We start from the raw sequence: 22,529 nt of genomic DNA on the forward strand, positions 1-22,529 counted from the left end.
CGCGGATTCGTAAATTACGACAGCCCATTGATTGAGCTTGGAACAAAATATTCTCAATAAAGATAGAAGAAGGACTAATCCTTGCCTAGATATTTTTCGCCCTAAACGCATTTTTTTTTGGCATGTATGTCAGGATTAGCTTGCTAATTGCCAAGCTTGCAACTGAAAGGCTTTGGGGTTGAGGCCAAATTGCTGGCGAAAGGCTGTGGTAAAACGACTGGGACTGCCATAGCCGACCTGACAGGCGACATCACTAACCGATAGTTCCGTGGTCATCAGCAATTTACGGGCCTGCCTCACCCGACAATCCCGTAGGTAGCGAAAGGGGGTAGTGCCATACATTTGATGGAACCCTTGGTTCAGTTTGAGGCGATTTGTCCCTACCTGGCGAGCAAGGGCTTCAATAGAAGGAGGATTTGACAGTTCTTTCCTGAGAATGGCAGCAGATTCATGGATATAGTCAAATTGCTTTTCGAGGCGGGCATAGGCGGCGATCGCCTGGAGATAGAGAGAGACCAAGGTGAAGGCCTGTTCTTGTAGATAACGACGGCGATTTGCACCGTGGTAAGGACAACTTAGAATATATCCAAGGGTCTCCTGCATTGCTGCTGTAATTGGTGCCTGGGCAGCATAATCTAAGACCATTGCATCGGTATATAAACTATCTTGCAAAACTTCTTCTAGCCGCACTGGCAAGCAGCGATCGCCCTGTGTTGCCCTGGGGTACAGATGTCGTTTATGGCCAACGGTTGAGACATTGGTTTGTAATTGATAAATAGCTTGGAGTAATTGCTCTGCAACCTTTTGACTCCGGCTAGATAAATGGTCTAAACAGGCTTGAAAGTAAGCGTTGAGGGTTGGTTGCCGAAAAAACAGTTCTACTTTAAAAAACCGTTGACCAGCGGGCTTGATGTAGAGACTGTTAAACCCAAAATAAGGTAGAAAAAAACTATAGCCTGCTTGGGAACCGCTCAACTGAAATTCAAATTCTAAACAATCTCGATCTTCTATCCCATCGATAATGACATCTTGCTCAAGGGTATAGTCTAGTACCCAAAGACTCAGATCTTCCTGTAGCGGAATCTCTTGCCTATATCCCCGTCCTAAAGCCGAGGGACAAACCCAAACTCGATCTGAAGGATCCCCATGGAGCAGAGCTGGATTATCTGGGCTACCCGGCACAAACCAGTTTGTTTCTTCGTTTAATGACAGCCGGATAGCCATAGTTAAGTCTTTGATGTTGTTTGTTGCTTAAGCTTCGATTTTAGTTAATGAAAAAGTCTAGCATGTATTTTGCACATTTATATTAATAAGAAATACACCACTCCCTAATTCTCGCTTGATAGGTTTAGGCGAATGGTCGTTGACTTTGAACACCAGATTAATTCTCAAGGTAAATTTCGAGGCAAGGGTAGCAATTTCTCCTGATAAGGCCTAAGTTTGGGTGATTATTTTTTCCAGCCGTCCTGCCTGAAGATAAAGGATTTGATCAGCCTGGGCGAGGATCTGGGGTCGATGGGAAACAATCAGATACGTTTGAGAAGATTTAGCCTCTTGGGAATGGCCTTTGGTGCTGAGAAGACGCCGCCAAAGCCGTTGTTCTGTTTCGATATCCAAGGCGCTAGAAAGGTCGTCACAGATCAGAAGTTGGGGTTGACGGAGGAGCATCCGGGCGATCGCCACCCGTTGTTTTTGCCCTCCGGAGAGGCGTAACCCCCTGGTGCCGATGGGGGTTGCTAAACCTTCTGGGAAAGTTTTGAGATCAGTGTCTAAGCTAGCAGTGGCGATCGCCCACTCCAATTCGGCGGCAGTGCTGGGCCAATTAAGGCAAATATTTTCCCCCAGGGAGGAGCTAAACAATTGGGGGATTTGTGGCAAATAGGCCACCTGGGGCGGAATCAGCCAATGCTGGGGATTGGCGATCGCCTGTCCATTCCAAAACCAGGCCCCCCGCTCACAGGGCAATAGCCCCAAAAAGACTTGCAATAAGGTTGTTTTACCCGCACCAATTGGCCCCGTAATCACCGTTAAACTGCCCTGGCAGAGAGTAAAACTGATATCCTCAATGCCCCGCCGTTGATCTGGGTAATAGTAGGTCAAACCTTCGATCCGTAGCGTTTTGAGGGGAGAAATCTGGGAACAATGCTGGGCAGGTGGTAGCGGGGGAGCTGCCTTTAGGGGAGAAGGAAGATAAAGGGGGGCGGCAAGAGTCAGGGGGTGAATATCGGGGGGAGCCGGGGGCGCATCGAGGATCTCGCCCATCCGCTGGCAGGATACGTCGCTTTGTTTCGCGGAAGCAAGGAAACTCCCTAGAAAACTAAAGAAATGGGTAATCAGGTTTAAGTAATACACAAACAGGGCAAAATCACCCACCGTTAAACCTTGGCTTAATTTGGGTGCAGTTAGGAGGAGAACTAAACCCGTGCCAAAATTAGTCATTTGTGCAAAGCCTGCTTCCAGTAAGGCGGTAAAAACGCGATCTTGAACCATCAATTTTTGGCGGCGATCGCCCCGGCTGCGGAGTTCTGCTAAAACATAAGTTTCTGAGCCCGTCACCTTGACCGCTTGCACGGCAGTAAACAGTTCGTTAATTAAAGCGGTAACCCGTTGGGTGGCCTGGCGACTGGCCTGACGATAGCGTTTGAGACGGCGTTCTGACCATTGCACCAGGGCAATAATGATGGCGAGGGGCAAAAAGAGAAATAAGGTAATCGATACATTGACCGTGAGTAACAAACCCAAGGCGGCGATCGCCGTAATCCCAGCGGCCATAATTTCATTTGTACCAACGACGAGATCCTCTAATTGCAAGACATCTTCCCGGAAGTGGTTGACCACGCTGCCGATGGAGTGAGTTTGACCCTGGGCATTGGTTTGGGTAAGGGTGGCCGCCGGACGTTGGAGGAGAGCTTGCAAAAGATTGTGGCGCAGTAGGGTACTAATGAGAAAACGATGTTCGGTTTTGGTCAGTCGTCCGGCAAAAATCGCCACCACCCGCGCTAGGCCCGTCGCTAATACCAAACTAATCCAGAGCCAAGGAGAATAATTAGCAGGCGATCGCCCCGTGAGTTGGTCAAAAAAATTCCGAATAAAAATCCCCGGTAACGCCCCCAAAGCAGCCATCAAAAACCAAAGCGCCGCATCCAGCCAATACAACCGTTGGGCATAGCCAATTAAATGCCAAAGAATGCGCCAGATGGAATTCGCCATGATTTGTCTGATTTGAGGTTAAAAACTTTAGGGAGCCGGAGGAAGGCGGGCGATCCGGTGGGGTCGCAAGGATTTAGGGAGTTGATAGAGAGGCACCATACCATCTTCGCTTTCGACATACAACGCCGCTGCAGTGAGGAGATCTGCCGCTGTGGTTTCTGGATCGAGATCGCCAAAGAGAAAACTGGGTTTCTGTCGCCCCACAAAGGCGATCGCACAGGGGTTATCACAGATACACAGGCAACTGGTGGTTTTGAGACTGAGTTGATCCCGGTAAGGCCACCGTTGATGCAGTGCTTGAAGTGCGGCCAAAAGATCGGCCCCAGTCAAGCAGTTTGCATTTTCGTCTGTGGGGTGATCGATTGCAGCGGTTGGCCAAGTGCAGGCTTCACAGACAATTAATTGATGGAGAGCAGCGGCAGTCATAATTTAGTAGTTTCCGTTGTTGTTTCTGTAAAAAAATCAGTTAAGTGGGTAAATAAATCATCCAAAATTGCCTCTGCAGCCACCGGCCCACTCCCAATCCAATAACTTGGCACTTGATAGACTTGCCCTTTTTGTACCGCTTGCAGTTGGTTCCAGAGGGGATTTTTTTGGAGGTCGGCTAATTTTTCCTGGGCTTCAGCGTTGGCAGTGGCGGTATTTTCCCCTGTCCAAACAAAGATCACATCGCCATCTACCTCGGACAGTAGCTCTTCGCTTAAGACGGCTTGGATTGGGTTACCAAACTGGGCTTGGGCTGTTTCGGCATCGACGGCCTGGGCTGGGGGGCGGCTTAACCCCACATCCTGGAGGATCGTGCCACAAAACGAATCTTGTAAATACATAGTGATGCTGTCGGGATAAAGACGGATCACGGAAATCTGGAGATCCTGGCGGCGATCGCCCAAACGATTTTGTAACTCTTGGACACGCTGGTTGTAAGCAGCGAGTTTTTCGGCGACCACATCGGTTTTTCCCAGAGCTTCTCCAAAATTCTGAAAGATCGGCTTCCAAAGGCCACTATGCTCAAAATTCAATAAAAAAGTCGGCGCAATTTGACTGAGTTGGGGATAGATCGCCCCGTGGAAATCTAAACCGACCAACAAATCTGGGTCAAGCTTGAGAATTTCCTCTAAACTCGGTTCGCCGCTTTGACCAATATTGGCCACGTCGGTTTGGAGGGCAGGCAACGCTGTCTGAAAATTGCTCAGGGTCGTGCCGACGGGTTGGAGATCGGCGGCGATCGCATATTCAAATGACACGGAATCTAACGTCACCAATCGCTCGAAAGTTTTGGGGATACAAGTTTCCCCCGCACTGTGGCTCACCGTCACACAGTCAGCAGTTACGTCCTGGGATGGGGGAGGCGAAGGTTGACAGGCCACCACCAGGCAAAGGCTTACCAGTCCAATCAGCCAGAGTTTTAGCCAACCTTGTATCCTACGCCCCAAGTACCATCCTTGCATGTCCCAAACCTCCTAATTGATGTTTTAAAAATCCACCGCGAATTTAGCCGTCACCGCAAAGGGCGCACCGGGAGTCGCAAATTGGAATTCATCGGCAGCGGTGAAGTATTCCGTGTCAAACAAATTTTCAAAGTTCAACTGAGCGCGCCAATTGTCCCGCCGGTAATAGATCGCGGCATCGGTGCGGAAATAACTGGGCAAGGTGAATTCATTGTCGATGTTGCCGGGGCGATCGCCGACGTAGAAAAAGCCCAGACCAAAGCCCAAACCCTCTAGGGCTCCCTGTTGGATATCGTAGGTCGTCCAGAGGCTAAACTGATTTTGGGGCACATTCGGTAGCTGGTTACCTTCAATGTCAGGGTTAATATCTTCTTTGCTGACAAAGGCATCTAGCAATGTGTAGGCCGCCGTCACATTCCAACCAGGGGTTAAGGCTCCATTGAGGTTAAACTCTAAACCGCGACTGGTTTGTTCCCCCGTCTGGAAGCCATTGAAAGCACCATCCCGGACAATGACATTCTGTTTGCGGATATCAAAGGCGGCGGCGGTAAAACTAAGGCGATCGCTTAAGTCTGCTTTAACCCCCACTTCCCATTGGCGGCCCCGTTCCGGCTCAAAATTCATTCCATCAGGATCACGGGAAGTGCCAAAGGTTGGTTCAAAGGATTTGCTGTAGGAAGCATATAGAGAAATAGGTTCGATGGGCTGGTACACCACACCCAAACGAGGGGATAGGGCCTCATCGCTTTGGAAAAATTCATTACGGGGGCCGCCCAGGTCTTGGGTTGACCGGAGCTGCTCCACAAAATCGTAGCGCAGACCCGCTAGGGCTTTAAATTGGGGCGAAAATTCGATTTGATCTTGGATGTAAACCCCCACCGTTTTGATGGTGTCATCCCGGAAAAATTCTGGGGCGATCGCATAGGGAACCCCCGTATATACCGGATCAAAAACATTAATCGGTGTGTAGTCATTACTAAACTGAAACTCCGGCTGTTCTAAAGTGTTGCGATATTCAACACCCCCTAAAACCTGGTGTTTGATGCCGCCCGTTTCAAACTTGGCGATCGCCTCGATATTCGTAAAAAAGCGTTGGTAAGATCCCCCCGCAAAATATTCCAGTCGATCAACATTGCCAGTTGTTTCATCAAAAAAGGTATAAAGGGGTGCATAACGGCGCGGTCGGTATTGCAAAAACTGGAGCTGATGTTTTAATGAGAAGTTCTCGTTGACCTCGTGGTTAAGGTCATAGCCGAGATTAAATCGTTTCTCAGAAAACTCCCCAAAATCTTCTCCCACAAAACGACTGCGGGGTACATCCACTGGCCCAGATGCCGTAAAAGGAATCCCTTCATCAATGGTTTCGCGGGTATAGGCATACTGACCATAGACATCCAGGGAAGTGGCTTCACTCAGATCAAAACTCAATCGAGGCGAGACCACCACCCGTTCCCCATCAACTAAATCCCGGAAACTGCCGAAATTGCTATAACTAAAATTCAAACGATACCGGGCTGCACCGTTCTCTGTGAGGGCATCGGACAGATCAAGATTGCCCCGATAATTCGCAAAGCTACCGATGGCTGCATCAATGCCAAAGAAAGGTTCTGCGAGGGGTTCTTTCGAAACGAGGTTGATTACCCCACCGGGATCTCCCTGGCCAAAGAGAACGGAGGCTGGCCCCTTAAGCACTTCTACCCGTTCAATATCATTCGTATCCAGGGCCGCCAGGGAAAAGGTTTCAATACCATCGAGGAAAACGGATTCTTCCGCCGCGAAACCACGAATCAAAAAACCAGGCCCAAAAACACTGGTTCCCCGGCCACCACTAGAAACAATACTCCCACTGGTTTCGAGGGCTTCGCCTAATTCGGTGACGTTACGATCCTGGAGCACCGCCTGGGGAATCACCTCGACGGATTGGGGAATATCCCGTAAGTCTGTTTCTAAACCGGTGGCGGTGGTGGCACTGCGGGGATTGTAAGGTTGTTCCGCATCGGTGACCACCAGTTCAAAGGCTTCAATGTTATCTTCGTCGGTGCTCACAAGAACGGGTTCAATATTTAGGGTCAAACCTGTAGCTGTAGTAATCAGTTGGGTTTGGATTTGGCGATCGCCATTGCGGATCAAAATTTGGACACTATTGTCAGCTTGATTGCGAATTTCAATCTGTTCCAAACCGGATTCCGGCGCAAATTCCTGGAGTACCTCTGCTTGGGTCACATTGGCATTGGGAATCGTGATTTCCGTTGTTGCCGCCCTTTGGATCACTGTGGCATTTTCTAGGGGAGCCGTTGCCGTGAACTGTAGCTCAACCTGGTCGCCTTCGGTGGCGATCGCCACATCTGTGATGATCGTCGTCGCCTGGGTCAGTGTCATGGGAGCAGAGACTGCCGTTGCGTCAGAGGGTTGAGGCGATGCCGCCACAGCGGACAATTCTTGGGCGGCCCAGAAAAGAGCGACACCGCCCGTAAAACCTAATAATCGATACCAATAGTGCATAAACTCACTCCCACAACACAAACACTTACTTCAAAAAGTTCTTAATAACGTACTGAATTATTCCGCCTTACACCGCCGAAAATGATCCAAAGCCGGAGTTTTTGCGATCGCCTGCGGGAGTTTTTTGGGATCACGGGCTGCAAATCCATGGGTTTTGTCTAGAATTTAAGGCTGACTACAACAAGAATTTGGCCGAAAAATTCCATCCAATACACCTTAATAAATTGATTACTATAGTTTTCTTTGGCGGGCATAAAGACTCGGATTTATGCCAAATTTACGCCGAAAAGCAGCGGCAAAATGACCCCGATTTGCAAACCCGACCGCCGATGCTGCTCCCGTCACCGTCATCTCACCAGATTCTAAAAGTTGTCGCGATCGCTCAATTCGTTGATCATGGAGATAGCCAAATACCGTCGTTTTAAAAACCTGCCGAAAACCCACCTTTAATTTGTGATCATTAATCCCAATTTCCCGCGCCAACTCCATCAGGGAAGGGGGATTTACCAACCGTTCCTGGAGAATTTTTCCGGCGTAGTGAATCCGCTCTAGATCATCTGCCTTTAACGAGTAGTCGGCAAAAGGAATCGCCGTTGCGGCCTGGGTGAGATCTTCCAAAATAAGGGCAGTCAACTCCCAAATCTTACTTTCTAAATACAATCGCTGGGTTAGACCTTCAAATGGACATTGGGTAATTTGTTGGATGACCATTTGCATCGCTGCGGTTTGTTTACGGGAAACTTCATAATATTTTTCTTCCGGCGATCGCAGTATTTTTTTTAGACAAGGACAATCCCCTTCTACATCCCCTGACCAAGCACGAAGTAACGGTGCTTCCATATGAATATTAATACTCGAAATAGTTGTATCCCGATGATGGGTATAGGTTTCTACGGGTGCTAAACCAGTGCCATATAAAGCATAGCGATGTTCAGTTTTACCAGAATGGTGAATTGTTTCAAAATTATATTCAATGGGATGGAATCGTTCGTTATGTTTTAAGGCAATTGTTTCGGTTAAAGCAACATTTTCAACTGCCAAATCTAATTCTTCTCGCAAATGATATTCTCGCAATAATCCTTGACCCCATAGGCTGGGAAATGCATAACTAGCTGTAGCTCCCTGGGAGTTTGGTATGCGCTGAAACAAATCCCAATATTCTGCTTGAGAAAGGGTAATGGTCATTAGGATGAAGAATAAACAAGTTAAACCGAGGCAGAATCAGTCTACCTCAATTACTAATTATTCTCAATTGTTTGTTTTTTTAGGGCTGCTCTAGGGTCTGGTTCAAGCTCAATAAACGAGCATAGTAGAAATCGGGATTGACGATGAGATCTTGGCGATCGCCCTAGTCAGATCTTGCAAAAGTAGCTCCGTACCACAATTGTCATCGTTCTTTGTTCCCGGTCAGCAGCAGGGCTAAGACAAGCAAGAATATTTTGTTCTGTTAGGTGGGGGAAATCGTGAAGGATTTCTTGTTGAGTCACGCCAGATGCCAAAGACAGTAATACCCATGCTCCGGACACGGGCTTTACCACTGTGTTTACCTAGCTCTAGGGGATGATGTCTTGGTCGTTCATTTCGATTGAGAATGGCACTATGCCGTTGTTGATGAAGATTCTTGCCGTCGATAAAAGCGTATCTGTAAACCATCTTTCGGCAATGGCGTCGGAATCACTTGCATCGATAGGTCTTGGTCAGGTAATAACTCCCAGTCATAATCACGGGCAAGCATAGATGCCAAAATTTTTGCTTCTAGACGGGCAAACTCTTTGCCAATACATTCCCGCATACCGCCGCCGAAGGGAATAAAGCCAAACTTTTTCTGTTTATCTGCCAGACGTTCCGGTGAAAAACGCTCCGGGTCAAATTTTTCGTGGTCAGGATATAAGGCTTCGTCCTTATGGGTTTGGGCAATTTGATACTGAACCGCCCAACCTTGAGGAATTTGGAAATTTTTGTACTCGAAGGTGTTGATTACTTCCCGGAAACCACCGCCCACTGGGGGGACAAGACGTAAAACCTCTTTGAAAACTTGATCCAGATACGTCATCTGTTGAAGCACTGCCATATCTAACCCATTGCCAATGTCCAAGGCGTCTTGTTCTGCACGGATTTTTTCAAAAACGTCGCGATGCTGTCCGACCAATAATCCAAAAGACACCAGAGACGAAGTAAGGGTTTCGTGACCAGCAAACAATAGCAGCAGAATTTGATCCTTCAGTTCATCGATGGAAAGGGAATTACCGTCTTCATCCTTCGCCCGAATCAGTAGGTCAAGGGCATCGGTGGGTTCTGCATTGGCATCGTAGGTTTTCAGGCGATCGCCAATGATCATTTCTAACTCACGCAGCAGTTTTCGCCGACACTTCATCGCCTTACCGAAGGCCGTCCAGGGAAGATTAATCGGTAGGGAAAATAATCCTTTAACCCATTCCTCAAATAGATTCGCTAAAGGCGTTTCCGCACCGCCATCTTTGCCAATAAATAAGGTGCTAGCGACATCAAACGTATACTTGCGGAGTTCGTCGTACCAAGCAAATTCCTGTTTTTGCTCCCATTGAGTGAGATAACGCTGGGTAATTTTTTCGATGGTGGGAATATAACTTTCTAGGGCGCGGGGCTGAAATGCTTGAAAGATAATGCGCCGCCGGGAACTATGAATACCGCCTTCCTGGGTAGCGAGGGAATCCGCACCGAGGAGAATCCGGGTACTTTTTGGCCAGGTTGCCTTGACGTATTTATTTTCGTTGCGGAATAAGACCTCATTGGCCTCTGCCCCAACCATTACTACCGTAGGCTTTGTGAAAATACTGGTTTTGAAAACATCGCCATACTTCTCCAATCGCTTTTTTTGAAAATTACGGTCTGTAAAAAATTCAATGGTTTCGCCAATGACAGGCAAACCGAATTTTCCGGGAGGTAAGGGCAGTTCACTGGGGGAAGTCATGGGCGATCGCCGAAGAGTCGTATATTTATCAAGCCACTAGGTAAGGTAACAAATTGCCCTGTAGTTGTAAATTTTCAGATCAAACAGCAGATCTTCCGTCTTCATCGGCCTTATTTGTTCTACGGGCCGCACCTACCAACACCTTCAAATCAGTTCATTGCCGTCTCCGAGATTTCCCCATGGGAGCACGCCTGAAAATTTGTTGCCATCAGCAATTTAACGCTGGAACTCACGATAGCCTATAACTAAGCATAACTGTCTAACTGTAATACAAGGTATTTGCCATGACGTTTCTGATTGGTCAACTAGATAATCTGGACTATGATGCAGCCGAATCTATCCTGGAAGACTACATCATTGAAGCAATTCAGAATTTTGTTAACTCTGAAACTGGGCAAGAGTACCTCGACAACCATCCCATAGGAGGCTTCTGGACGGGCACATTTATCGAGATGGCTTACATTTATGGCGGCTATACCCTCTCGAAAATGACCAAGGGTAACGCTCAGGAAGTAATGGAGTATATCTTGCCCCGTAAACTCACCCTGCTCGATCCTGGGGATACGGATGATGCCATTGACGAACTAATAGCATTTTGGACTTATCTCCACAAAGCATATAAGTTGCGCAGCGCTAATGCCATTATCAAATACCTGCACTCTATCAAAGACCAATTTCCCCGATGGATGTTTGATCCGGAGCGGGGCGGCATGGCCAAAAACTTCACGATACAGGGTATGGAAGCTGGCTATGACATGACTACCCAACAAGGTTTACAGGCATTTCAAGCAGAATACAACCAGAACCTGTCAAAACGACCTCCATCTACCCCAGCAGATATAAAGGCTGTCCTTGAGGAACTGGATCAGGCAATGTTGCTAGAGGGAGAACAGATCGATATGGAAGAACTGGTCACCCGGTTTTTGGGAGCCTTGACAGAATTAGAACCCGAGGCGATTGAGGACATAATATCCATGCTAGAAGCGGAAATTGGAGTAGAACCAATGTCCTCAGCATCCCCAAGTGAAGCCCTGGGTAATATGCGGCGCAGCTTGATACGAGAAAGCTTAGAAACTGAGTTTTCTCCCCTTTCGGCAGAAGAAAAGAATATTCTCCAGAACCAAGCCATTAGCGCAACGGAACCCGGCACGATTCTGAAGGACTTTCAGACCACACTAGATTTTATTAGCGAGGGAGTTCCTGTCAGCAGCAAACTCAAACAGCTATCGGCAAAATTTGTGATCGACTTGAATAGCCGTTTGAGCCATCCTATTGATTCGGATCTGAAGCGCCCCGTGCAGAAGTCTTATCCCAATATTCACGGGCTTTATCTGTTGCTGCGGGCTACCGGCATTGCCAAGATCGATGCTAGGGGCAAGAAGCTACAGACGGTTTTAAATCCTGATGTGTATGCTTCATGGCAAAAACTCAACGCCACAGAAAAATATTTCACCTTACTGGAAGCTTGGCTCGTCCGAAGTCATCCCAAAATGCTGGGAAATGAACGTTCAGGCCCCTTGACCATGGGCGATCGCCTGATCAGTAGCTGGTCAAAATTAGCTCAACAAGAATCGGTTACGTTTAAAGAGGCAAAAGACTATGACTTTCTCAGTTACTACTCAGGCTTCGAGAATATATTTCTGATGGAAATGTTTGGTCTGCTTAACCTCACCCTTAGCAAGCCAGCAAAAGGTCAAGGCTGGCAGATGAAAAAGTTGCAGCCCGACCCCTTAGGTTATGCCCTGGTGAAAGTGTTCTGTAGTGCTTGCATAAACGCGGATTTGCAATGGGACTCCCAGAATGACGCAACTCTGCCTTTTGGAGAACTACAACCCGCACTGCAGAGCTATTTCCCGGAATGGCAGCAAACTTTATCCTGGTAGCGATCGCCAAAATTCCCTAACAAAGCATCTTTCCTTAAGCAGAAATATCTGAGACCAGCATTTCTGCTTACATGACCCGTTTAATGCTGAGGCGTTTGACCACCTAAGTATTTAAAGCTCTGATGCTTTTTAGGGCCGCTATAGAGTCTGGTTCAAGCCCAATAGACGGGCATAGTGGGAATCGGGATTGGCGGCGAGATTTTGGCGATCGCCATATTCGAGACATTGACCCTGGTTCAGGATCAAAATTTTGTCCACTTGGGCCACGGTTTCGAGACGATGGGCAATGATAATGCCGGTACGACCTTTTAACAAACGTCGAATTGCCCGTTCCAAGAGCTTCTCCGTCATCGGATCAAGACGGGAGGAGACTTCATCTAAAATGACCAAGCGCGGATCCCGCAGAAATACCCTTGCCAAGGCCAAGAGTTGTGCCTCACCAGCAGAAAGGGTGCTGCTATCGGCCCCAAGTTCTGTGTCTAGACCCTGGGGTAACTTCGCGAACCAAGGGCCGAGGCCCAACTCCTCAAGGGTAGTAAAAATGTCTTGATCGTCGATGTGGGGATTAAAGAAGGTTAAATTTTGACGCACTGTTGCCTGAAAAAGCTGGACATCCTGGGTGACAAAACCGATCTGTTGGGTGAGCTGTTGGGCACAGAGGTGGTTAAGATCAACCCCACCGAGACAAATTTGGCCCCGTTCGATGGTGTGAAGCCGCAACAGCAGGCGCATTAGGGTACTTTTACCGCTCCCGGTGTGGCCCAAAAGACCGAGCACCTGGCCTGGGGGTAACTGAAACGATAAATCTCGCAGGGCATAATCCCCCGTGGAATAACGGAACCAAACCCCCTGGAATTCGACGCTAGGGGCCGCATTGGATAGGGCAATGATGGTGCTGGGTGGCTTGGGTTGGGGCTGTTGCAGTAGAGTTTGGATGCGCTGGAGACTGGCGATCGCCTGTTGAAATTGTTCTAATTCTTCCCGAATCCGCTCAATGGGTTCCTGGAGGAGCGACGCATAGTAATAAAGGAGATAAATGGTACCGATGGTGATCGCCTGCTGTGACCAAAGGTAAGTACCGATACCCAAAGCGAGAACATTGCCCCCCGTAAACAAACCCACTGTACCGCCCCAAAGGAGGGTACTTGTCCAGCGGGCGCGGTGATAGGTACGTCGCCACCGACGAATGAAACGATAAAAACGTTGGCGCACATAGTCCGTCGCCCCATTTGCTTGGAGGTCGGCTAATCCCCCTAAGTATTCTGCGACCATGCCATAAAATTCGGCGCTGGCTTGGCGATATTGACCCCAGGGGCCAATGGCCACCCGTTGCAGAAGACCTAAAATTCCTAATACCCCCAGGGAAAACAAACTCAGACTTATCCCAGCTAAAGCGTTTTCCCACCACACAACACTGAGAATTCCAACCACCAACAGACCATTGCCCAGCACTTGCAACACAAATTGCGAGAAAAAATGGGAGAGTTGTTCGACATCACCATCGACTTGTTCGACGAGGCTACCGGGGGAATAGCGACGGTGGAAATCAAGATCGAGCTTGAGGCAATGTTCCACCAAGTTCAGACGCAGACGATTTGTCACCTTCCAGGCAATGGTTTCACTGTAATAGGTAGAGGCGATCGCCAAAAGTTGTTGCACCACCGTAAAACCAATAAAAGTCAGGGCGGCCCCCAAAAGAAGTCGTTGGGAACCCCCATCCACTGCCGTATCAATGAAAAAGCGAATAATTTGTGGGTTCACAACCTGTAAACCAATGCTCCCCAATAGGGCGATCGCCAAGACGAACAGGGGCGTTTGCTGGGATTTGAGATAGGTTCTGAGAAATTGGTAACTGGTGGCGGTGTTCATTGTTTAAGTCGATCCAGGCAACGCAAATCGTTTCGAGTTCATCGCAGCATCATTCTGTGGCGATCGCCCCAAAGTGTAAATAGTTTCTCCAAAATTGTCCAATGGCAACACCCTCACAAGATACAGTGTTGAGAAAACTGTCCTTCTATCGGGTGCAATCAAGCAGTGAAGCATGAATATAACCTGCCTGGGGGCCACCGAGGGTAAAGGTAACAAAATACCAATCCGTTAAATTATTGACATTTTCACCCATCACCTTCTCCTCAACCCTTACCTTTGCATCTCGCGCGAGTTCTTGGACAATCATAGAATCGGTAGACGGTTCTACTCGAACGCGGCCTAGACCTCCATCTGCGGAAACATTAATTGCACACCAGGTTGGCAGATTAGCGGGTAAGAGAGATTGGATCGTTGACGGTACAACCGCGTCAGTGTCGATAAAGACGGAATAATCGACCAAAATAGGTAGACCCTGGCCATAGGCCAAATAGCCCTCTAGGCTTTTCGCTAAATCATAGAGACGTTGGTGTTCTGTCACGCGAACACAGCCATGGCCATTGGGATCAATGAAGCCGTTATGTTGCAGAGGGCCTTCTCCCCAGATAGGGGCATGGAGCGCAAAGCCACGATGGATCTGCATAAAGTTCTGGATTCCCAAGGATGTCCTTTTTTGTAGACCATGGATGTTAAAGTGAGCCCCCATCACATTACCAAATTGCTGTTTGGTTTGCCTTGCAAGCTGTACTGTTTCTGGTGCCCAGGAAATGAGTCCCAGTTCAAAAACCACCTCGCTGCCCCCATAATCTCTGGTCACTTTGCCATGCATTCGACCAGCGGCATCTTTATAAAATTTAATGTAGTAAATATCTTCTGCTTTTGCACCCATTTTTTGCAGACGGGTTTGCCAATCAGCTTGACCCCCTAATAATTTCCTTAGAAGACGTTTCGGTTGTTTCTGAGAGCTTTAAATTTGGGGACGCGTTTTCCTGGGGCAATCTATGATGACAACTCGCTAAAACGTATAGACAGCCGCATAGAAAAATCAATCTAGACAACCGATGGTTTGTGGCACTCATAACTCTATTTTAAATGCCATCTATGGGATCCAAAATATCGCTTTGGACTTCGGGATTCGCTTTAGGATAATTGTGTCGTTGAAATGACCCAGCCATAGGCAACAACGACAACTAGGAGCAATCCGTAAACGAGCTCTTTTTGATCACGAAACCACCCTTGCAGCATATTTTTGAAACTGCGTAGGCTGCGGCGTCGCTCATCGCCTAACTCTCGCATTAGTCTGGCTACTTCTGCATCAACTTCTTGTAGCGAAATTTCTCCCTGTCGATACCGTGCTTCCAGGGCATCTAGTTTGCGCCAGTATTCTTGGGTGGCATTGAGGAGGTTAGGAAACATGAGTACGTAAACCAGTAGCTATCAGTAAAGGCGATCGCCGTAAATATTGAGTCAGTTGCAATTCTCGTAGCGAGGATTGTGATTCTCGATTTTTATGGGGTATTGATATTTTCGCCTTGGCCATATTGTAACGCAATGTTAATTTTACTGCGTTAAGGCTTGACAATCTGGCAGACATACAAACTTTTTAAGCGTAGATAACATCGTTGCTCCATCCAACGATTGGATCCCTTAAACCCTTGAGCTTATCTACATTCTGTAGATTTCAGTAGAATAGAATTAGCATCAGGGGTTAAGTTACAGGCCAAAATACTCTATTCAAAAAAACTTTTGGTCTACAAAAATACAAAACTTCTTTGGGTTGATAGGCGGCCTAATGAAATCACAACCGATTCCCAATCCCCTCTACCCCGTAGTGGTCAGCGCTGGTGTTGTTTTGGCTGGGGCGATCGCCTTAATGTTTTTGCCCGCCCTGATTCAGCTTGATGGGATGGATGGGGGCTTTGCCATTACTTTCGGCGCTCTGTTTCTCGCCATCTCTGCTCTAGTCACGCTCTTGATATTTTGGCGCAATGCGGTGCTTCTGGATCGGGTAATTGCTGGGACAAATCTCCTGGCCCACTGGACCTACGAACCGCAAGAATGGGCCCAGTACCTCGATAGGGAACGTCAAGAACAAATTGACGAAAAATTGCCCTTAGTCTTCATCGTTGCGTGTTGGGCATTGCTTATCGGTGGCGGCTTTTGGCTGTTTGATCCGGAGGCAGGTTTTATTGTGTTTCTCGTCATGGTGGGGCTGATTATCTTGGTGAGTTTGCTGGCCTATGGTTTGCCTTGGTTGCGGTTTAAACGCGATCGCCATCGCCTGGGCGAGGTGTGGATCGCCAGTAGTGCCATTTATTTTCGCGGTAACTTTGTCCATTGGGGAGAGTTGGACTTGCAATTGGAACAGGTGAGCCTCCGTCCGGCGAGCGAAAACCAGGCCCCTTGTCTTTGTTTTGAACTGAGCTATCCTTCCCAGGCGGGGATGCAATATTACAACCTGCGGATTCCCATTCCCCGGCGTTATCGGGGTGCAGCCTACGATTTATTCGAACATTTTAGTCAAACTACGATTCAAGACTCTCCCCCAGGGTAAGCTTTAAGGCAACATTTCGAAGACCATCCCCGTTTGACGATCCACTTCGTACCAGCCATAAGTCGCAGTATGACTAGGTTCACCGGGATTATTAACGATTTCATAAACATGGACTAAATAATTGCTGGGCGTTTGTTCGACGACTTCGATGTGAGTGCTATTTTGGGGCGCAACGGTACGCACTAATTCTTGCCATTCGCTGACAGCCGCTAAATTCGCCACCTGTTCAATGGCGATCACCTCGGTAATTTCTGGGGTAGAAGGTGTGGCGATTGGGGCTGTGGTAGAGTTCCTGGAGCCAGGTTGTACCCGTTGGGCGACGGCCACCATTGGCTCGCTATTGGGAGGACTGACCGTGAAAGTAATGCGCTGTTTATCTTCGTTGAGTTCGGCATCCACGGGCGTCGGTACGTCTTCATAGACACTCCAGACATAACCCGATAATGTCCGACTGGTGAGATTAGAAAGTTCGAGGCGATCGCCTTCAATGTCCGCCACAATTTTGTCACCTTCTCGGTAAAGCACGAGGGTGTCTGTCTCTTCCCCTGGATCTCCTTCTGCCGGAATCCAAGCCCCCACAAAATCATCGAGGGTCACGGCCGCTTGGGTTGTGGGTGATGGCGGTGGATTTTCCCCAACGGGTTGGGTTTGGGGTGTACTGGCTTCGGGTTGCCCTAAAAATTTCAGTAACTGAGCCGGATCCTTCAGGAAGAAGATGCCTAGCCCGGTGATTACGACAATTCCTAAACCCAAAATCCAGTTCCCGTTTGACCGATTAGGTGGGAGTGCCTGGGGTCTTGGGGGAGGGGCCACTGGATAAGCTGGCGTTGTTGCACTGCCACACACCTCACAAAAGCGATCGCCTGGGTTGAGGGCAGCACCACATTGCATACAAAAATGGGGAGTAGTCATGGCAGTTAAACCAAACGCAGCAAAAAAAGCACAACTAACCTTAATTGATCAAAATTCCTGTAAGAGATGACATTCAGATAAATAGCCTGGGGTTGAGGGAAAAGAGTTTCTTTAGAAAGATTTTAGTTTTTCGATAGCTAACCGATCTAGCTTTGCTTTTAACAACAAAATAGTTTCTTTTCTTTAGGAAATCCCCTTCATCTATATTGTATCAAAAGGCTTTAAGAGACATGATTAAGCATTGATTTTTTTATTTAACGAACTCATTCTTTAGGCAATATAAAATTCAACTTTATTTAATAGTTCGCAACGCCAGATTAAATCACAAAATAATGTGAAGAGGATTCAATATTTAATTCATTTAGCAATTATTAATCCCTATAATTGATGTGGAGCCAGAAAAAATTTTAAGCGTTATCAATTGCTTAGGTACTGACTCAAATTTAGTTTGCTGGTTTTCTCGACGATAACTTCAGGTCTGCGCTACTGGACTTAGCTGTTTCCCTCACCCGCAGGGGAACTTTCTCGCGACGGAGGTCGGCTCCATGAAAAAGCAACATCGAGCGGCAGGTATTGGCTTGCAGTTATTAGCCGTTACCTGCCCAGTACTGTTTATCAATAATTTGGCGATCGCCCAAAGCTTGAGCGAATCCCCCCAGGATGTCCTCAATAACTATCTGCTGGAACGTCCCCCCTTAAGAACTATCCAGTTTCAAAATCTCCAGGATATCCAGGCCCGCCGCCACGAATTACAGTTCCAGGCCAGTGATGGGGTGACCCTTGATTTTTTACCTTATCTTCAATCCCCCGGTGCCCTGCCCCAATTGGCCAACATCATCAAAACCCAAGGCATTGACCCCAATCCCCAGCTCACCGTCGCCGCCTACGATTTTGCAGATCGGCTGATTATTTTGCAGCGGCTGGAATATCAAGGTAGTGCCCTTGCCTGTGACCAACGGGGCGAAGCATTAACCGACCTCGGCATTCTTTGTTTCAATCGCCAAACCAAACCCAGAACCCTACAGCAGCCTGCACCAACCCAGAACAACATCAGCACCAAAATTACGGAAATTAGAGGTAGGCTCAATCAACTGAACACTAGCCCCATTAACGGCTACACCCTCAGCCAACTGCGGGCTCTCCCAGACGACGAACTGCTGCAGGTGGCCCTCAACAATGGTCGGATTACCGAAGAAACCTATCTCATGGTGCCCAAGGTTCAATACAGAACCTTACTGGATGTACCCTTTGTTCAGCCCAATCCTGACTTTACACAACCGAACTTTAGCTTTCTCGAAACCAGCAATCTCTATCAACCGATTCCCCGAAGGTCGATCACCTTAAACCGGAATTTACCCTTGGAAATTCGTGACAATAATCAACGGCCGAATTTTTCCCTCGTCCGCCCCCAACTGGATTTATCGCAACTGGCCCGTGGCGATCGCCACACAGAAACCCATTACCTAGTGAATGGTTTTACCTGGGGCAGTGGGCGGGAATGGCGACACCGCATCGGCGACTGCATCGATTTATTCTTTGGTGATGTTTGTGTCTATGCAGAACCCTATGCCAGCCTTGGTTATGGCTTGGGTTTAAGGATTCCTCTCCAGTTGGATCTAACCGTTGACCGGACAATTCAGGTGGCGAATAATCAACTAACGGCTTTTTCCCCCACTGTTGATCTCACGCCCATCGATGGCAATGCCAACACCTACCAAGCAGCGGGTATCCCCAGTGATCAGATCTTTGGCGGACAGGAAATCGTTGCAGAAGTTCAAGGTACCGTCGGCGTTAGGTGTGACCTAGAAGTGTGGAGCTGTGGCAACAATAGAAAGCTAGGTATTGGAGTAGACCTAACGGACTATCTAAGTTCCGGTGGCAACATGACACCCCCTGCCCCAGGACAAAGTTTCTCCATCGGCGAAGTGTGGTCCCCTGATGTGACTGGAGGAACTTTAAACTACGGCATCGTCGGCGCGACTTTCCACCTTGGTTCTCAGCTGAATATGGTTGGTCAAGATCTGGAGATGTTGGCCCAGTTTCCGCCCGTGGTTGGCCCCAACAATGGCACCCACACCGTTGAACAGTTTCCGGCAACCTATCAACCCCTCGTTTTTAACAACAATTCTTTTTTCAGGATTTATGAACCGACCTACCAAGCCAATTGGAATATCATCCCCGGCATGAAGGTCAAAGCCTGGTTAGGGGTAGACATTGGCGTGGCCTATCTAGGGGCAAAAACAGACCGGACTTGGTGGTTTGAAGATCTCAGTATCGAATCCCCCAATTTTACTTTTACGACCCATGCGGGCACAACAACAGGCTACAACATTCAAGTGGATCACGATAATTTAAACATCACTGCCTTCTAGTTTCAAAAAATTAAAAATAATTTCTGTCCAGGATTCTCTGTTGGTTGTAAAGCAGTTGTACCTGGACAGATTACCTCTGCTTTAAAGGCATTGAGTATTTCTAAGGGTTGGGGTTGAGATTTGTTGCTAAGTTAATTTGTCAAATTGGACATGGTGCTAGCCTAAAAATATTAAAAAGACTTTCATTTTTGGTGGTGTTAATGAAGTGTTGATATCCATTAAAAAGTATTGCAAAATATTGGTTTTTTCTGCATTTTTTGCTGGAGCAATTATTGCTTGTCAACCCGAAAATCAGCAGCAAAAAGTTGTCGTTTATGTCTCTGTTGATCGCACCTATGCAGAACCAATTTTAACGGAATTTACAGCGGCAACGGGCATTGATGTGTTGCCAGTCTATGACGTGGAGGCGACAAAAACCACGGGTTTAACCCAGCGTCTCTTGCGGGAAAAAGAGCGACCCCAGGCGGATGTGTTTTGGAGTGGAGAATTCGCCCAAATCTTACTGTTGCAAGGAGAGGGAGTTTTAGCACCCTATGAATCGCCAGTCGCTGCGAAGCTACCACCCCAGTACCGAGATCCCGAAGGTTATTGGACGGGAATGGGCGGACGGGCAAGGGTATTGCTGATTAATACGGATCGTTTAGCAATTGATGAAGCGCCCCAGTCTTTAACCGATCTCACCAGCGATCAATGGCCTGGGTCAGAAATGGCGATCGCCTATCCTTTTTTCGGCACCACAGCGACCCATGCAGCAGCCCTCTATGCAGTTTGGGGGCCAGAGCCAGCCCGGGCGTTTTTTACTGATCTCCAACGTAAAAATGTCCAGGTCGTTGATGGAAATTCGGTGGTGCGGGATCTGGTGGTCGATGGTCAGGTGAGCATTGGCCTGACGGATACCGATGATGCCTGTAGCGCCGTGGAAAAGGGGGCACCGGTGGCCCTGGTGTTTCCGGATCAGGGGCCTGGGGAAATGGGGACGTTTGTCTTGACGGGAACAGTGGCTGTAATTGCGGATGGGCCGAATCCTGACCAGGGGCAAGCACTGGTGGATTTTCTCGTCAGTCCAGAAACGGAACAACGGTTGATGGCCGTGGGGGGTAGCCAATTGCCTTTATATCCTGGGGCGGCGGTGTCCGGTTGTCTGGCAGGACAGAGTATCCAAGGAATGACGGTGGGTTTAGATGCCATTTATGGGCAGTTAGAACCGTCAAAGCAAGACCTGAGTGAAATTTTTATTCGCTAATGAAAGGCGATCGCCACAGATTAAATCCATGGACAACCCTGGGGTTGGGGGGGTTTCTGGTGGTGGTCTTTGGGCCACTATTGAGCTTGATGGCCAGTGTGATCGTTGAACTAAGCCAAGGGAATGGGGCCTGGTTATCTCTACTGGTGCCGACGGGGCGACGCTGGCAACTGTTAGGAAATAGTCTGCAATTGGCGATCGCCGTAGGGACGGTGAGCACGGTATTGGGGGGTCTGATTGCCTGTTACCTGTGGCAGACAGCCTGGGCTTGGCGGTGGCGGTGGGGGTTGTTGCCGCTCCTATTTGTGCCGAGCTATATCCATTCCTTCGGGTGGTCAGCGTTGGGTCTGGGGTTGAATGGGGGTTTACGCAGCCTTGGTTTTGGGACAATCCCCCTCCAGGGATGGTGGAGTTGCGGTTGGGTGGAAGTGATGGCGTTTTTGCCCTTGGCGGTGGGTTTGGGCTGGTTGGGTTTGGCGGCGGTGGGTCGGGAAGCAATTGAGGCGGCGCGGCTCCTGGTGCCGGATCTACAGGTGTTGGGACAAATTATTTTGCCCCTGGCGTTACCGAGTTTTGTGGCCAGTTTTGGCTTGATTTTTCTGTTGAGCCTAATGGACTATAGCCTTCCTTCGTTGTTTGGCATTGGCACCTATGCCCTGGAAATTTTCGCGGAATACAGCACCAGCAATGAACCAGCCCGGGCGTTTCTGTTGGCGGTGCCCCTCTTGGCGATCGCCTGGGGGGTGATTTTGATCTTGCAACTGCCCCTCCAGCAAACGATGCAACTCTCACCCCAGGAAAATCTCTGGGAAATTCCCCCCCGTTGGCCTTGGTGGTTCGTCTGGCTCCAGCACCTGGCCCTTGGTCTTTTTACCTTGCAAATTTTGGTGCCCTTCGTTAATTTGCTGGTCATGGCGGCCCAGGAATCCCAGTGGTTTCCCCCGATCCAAGCTACTGCCAGAGAAATAACTTTTACCCTTGGCCTGGGTTTGACAGTGGCGATCGCCGCTTTACCCCTAGCCTTGGCGATCGCCCAGCTTCTCAACCGTGATGACCGTTGGGGGAGAGTGACTTGGGGGCTAGTCATTTGGGCCTTGGCTTTACCCGCCCCCCTAGTGGGGATTGGCCTGATTGATCTGTGGAATCGCCCGCTTCCCCTGGAAATTTACGGCACACCATTGATGCCATTTTTAGCCCACCTCGCTCGCTTTACCCCCTTCGCCAGTTTGGTGCTCCTAGCGCAATTACAGCAATTGAACCAACCCCTCTGGGAGGCGACCCGCTTGGAAGTTGGCCCCCGGTGGCGGATTTGGCTCTGGTTGCGTTTACCACTGCTCCTACCGGGGTTGTTGGCGGCGGCGGGTCTGGTCTTTGCCCTCAGTGTCGGTGAATTGGGCGCGACTTTGATCGTGATTCCCCCTGGATATTCCACCCTCACCCTCCGGATTTATAACTACTTGCATTACGGAGCGGCGGCATCGGTGGCGGTGTTATGTCTGGTGTTGGTGGCGATCGCCTTTGGGGTTGGTGGACTGATGGCTTGGGGGTTAAGGGGGTTGGGGCACCATTTACCGAGGGGGAGATAGACC

Annotated in this window: 17 protein-coding genes; 5 read left to right on the top strand and 12 right to left on the bottom strand. The window is 48.7% G+C overall.

What is annotated here, in order from left to right; genetic code table 11:
* Positions 1 to 135: 135 nt before the first annotated feature.
* From AACQ84_RS15995 to AACQ84_RS16030, 8 genes are all read right to left on the bottom strand, one after another.
* Positions 136 to 1,224, bottom strand: a complete 1,089-nt coding sequence (locus tag AACQ84_RS15995; protein WP_012305576.1) for a helix-turn-helix transcriptional regulator — start codon at positions 1,222 to 1,224, stop codon at positions 136 to 138.
* A gap of 210 nt (positions 1,225 to 1,434) precedes the next feature.
* Complete coding sequence (locus AACQ84_RS16000; protein ID WP_012305577.1) at positions 1,435 to 3,210, bottom strand: ABC transporter ATP-binding protein; 1,776 nt, start codon at positions 3,208 to 3,210, stop codon at positions 1,435 to 1,437.
* A 27-nt stretch (positions 3,211 to 3,237) separates the two neighbouring features.
* Positions 3,238 to 3,636, bottom strand: a complete 399-nt coding sequence (locus AACQ84_RS16005; protein WP_012305578.1) for a DUF1636 family protein — start codon at positions 3,634 to 3,636, stop codon at positions 3,238 to 3,240.
* The gene (locus AACQ84_RS16010) at positions 3,633 to 4,658 is read right to left on the bottom strand and encodes an ABC transporter substrate-binding protein (protein WP_012305579.1); all 1,026 of its coding nucleotides are present in this window, start codon (positions 4,656 to 4,658) and stop codon (positions 3,633 to 3,635) included. Before AACQ84_RS16010 ends, AACQ84_RS16005 begins: the two co-directional genes overlap by 4 nt.
* A gap of 24 nt (positions 4,659 to 4,682) precedes the next feature.
* On the bottom strand, positions 4,683 to 7,160 hold the full coding sequence (locus AACQ84_RS16015; RefSeq protein WP_012305580.1) for a TonB-dependent siderophore receptor: 2,478 nt from the start codon (positions 7,158 to 7,160) through the stop codon (positions 4,683 to 4,685).
* Between the two features lie 231 nt (positions 7,161 to 7,391).
* The gene (locus AACQ84_RS16020; protein WP_012305581.1) at positions 7,392 to 8,345 is read right to left on the bottom strand and encodes a helix-turn-helix transcriptional regulator; all 954 of its coding nucleotides are present in this window, start codon (positions 8,343 to 8,345) and stop codon (positions 7,392 to 7,394) included.
* Positions 8,346 to 8,512: 167 nt separating this feature from the next.
* Positions 8,513 to 8,698 (bottom strand): DUF433 domain-containing protein, encoded by a 186-nt coding sequence (locus AACQ84_RS16025; RefSeq protein ID WP_315862091.1) that lies wholly within the window; start codon positions 8,696 to 8,698, stop codon positions 8,513 to 8,515.
* A 59-nt stretch (positions 8,699 to 8,757) separates the two neighbouring features.
* Positions 8,758 to 10,110 carry a cytochrome P450 gene (locus AACQ84_RS16030; protein ID WP_012305582.1) on the bottom strand — a complete coding sequence of 451 codons (1,353 nt, stop codon included), beginning with the start codon at positions 10,108 to 10,110 and terminating at the stop codon, positions 8,758 to 8,760.
* Between the two features lie 284 nt (positions 10,111 to 10,394).
* Between AACQ84_RS16030 and AACQ84_RS16035 the strand changes: the two genes are divergently transcribed.
* Positions 10,395 to 11,993, top strand: coding sequence for a hypothetical protein (locus AACQ84_RS16035; RefSeq protein WP_012305583.1), 1,599 nt, complete (start codon positions 10,395 to 10,397; stop codon positions 11,991 to 11,993).
* A gap of 138 nt (positions 11,994 to 12,131) precedes the next feature.
* Here the strand turns inward: AACQ84_RS16035 and AACQ84_RS16040 are convergent, their stop codons facing one another.
* From AACQ84_RS16040 to AACQ84_RS16050, 3 genes are all read right to left on the bottom strand, one after another.
* The gene (locus AACQ84_RS16040; protein ID WP_012305584.1) at positions 12,132 to 13,862 is read right to left on the bottom strand and encodes an ABC transporter ATP-binding protein; all 1,731 of its coding nucleotides are present in this window, start codon (positions 13,860 to 13,862) and stop codon (positions 12,132 to 12,134) included.
* Positions 13,863 to 14,007: 145 nt separating this feature from the next.
* Positions 14,008 to 14,748, bottom strand: coding sequence for an SH3 domain-containing protein (locus AACQ84_RS16045; RefSeq protein WP_012305585.1), 741 nt, complete (start codon positions 14,746 to 14,748; stop codon positions 14,008 to 14,010).
* Positions 14,749 to 14,999: 251 nt separating this feature from the next.
* Positions 15,000 to 15,275: a hypothetical protein gene (locus tag AACQ84_RS16050; protein WP_012305586.1), complete on the bottom strand. Its 276-nt coding sequence runs from the start codon at positions 15,273 to 15,275 to the stop codon at positions 15,000 to 15,002.
* 376 nt (positions 15,276 to 15,651) lie between these two features.
* Here AACQ84_RS16050 and AACQ84_RS16055 point away from each other — a divergent pair, with 376 nt between their 5' ends.
* On the top strand, positions 15,652 to 16,413 hold the full coding sequence (locus AACQ84_RS16055; protein WP_012305587.1) for a hypothetical protein: 762 nt from the start codon (positions 15,652 to 15,654) through the stop codon (positions 16,411 to 16,413).
* A 3-nt stretch (positions 16,414 to 16,416) separates the two neighbouring features.
* Here the strand turns inward: AACQ84_RS16055 and AACQ84_RS16060 are convergent, their stop codons facing one another.
* On the bottom strand, positions 16,417 to 17,325 hold the full coding sequence (locus AACQ84_RS16060; RefSeq protein ID WP_012305588.1) for a zinc ribbon domain-containing protein: 909 nt from the start codon (positions 17,323 to 17,325) through the stop codon (positions 16,417 to 16,419).
* Positions 17,326 to 17,870: 545 nt separating this feature from the next.
* On the opposite strand from AACQ84_RS16060, the gene AACQ84_RS16065 reads away from it, so the two are divergent.
* The 3 genes from AACQ84_RS16065 to AACQ84_RS16075 all read left to right on the top strand — a co-directional run bounded on the left by AACQ84_RS16065 (position 17,871) and on the right by AACQ84_RS16075 (position 22,526).
* A complete protein-coding gene (locus tag AACQ84_RS16065; protein WP_012305589.1) occupies positions 17,871 to 19,697 on the top strand; it encodes a hypothetical protein in 1,827 nt (608 codons plus the stop codon).
* Between the two features lie 238 nt (positions 19,698 to 19,935).
* A complete protein-coding gene (locus AACQ84_RS16070) occupies positions 19,936 to 20,940 on the top strand; it encodes an extracellular solute-binding protein (protein ID WP_234991369.1) in 1,005 nt (334 codons plus the stop codon).
* Complete coding sequence (locus AACQ84_RS16075) at positions 20,940 to 22,526, top strand: ABC transporter permease (RefSeq protein WP_012305591.1); 1,587 nt, start codon at positions 20,940 to 20,942, stop codon at positions 22,524 to 22,526. The genes AACQ84_RS16070 and AACQ84_RS16075 overlap by 1 nt, the downstream gene beginning before the upstream one ends.
* Positions 22,527 to 22,529 lie beyond the last annotated feature (3 nt).

Source organism: Picosynechococcus sp. PCC 7002 (genome assembly GCF_963860125.1).
Lineage (GTDB): Bacteria > Cyanobacteriota > Cyanobacteriia > Cyanobacteriales > MRBY01 > MRBY01.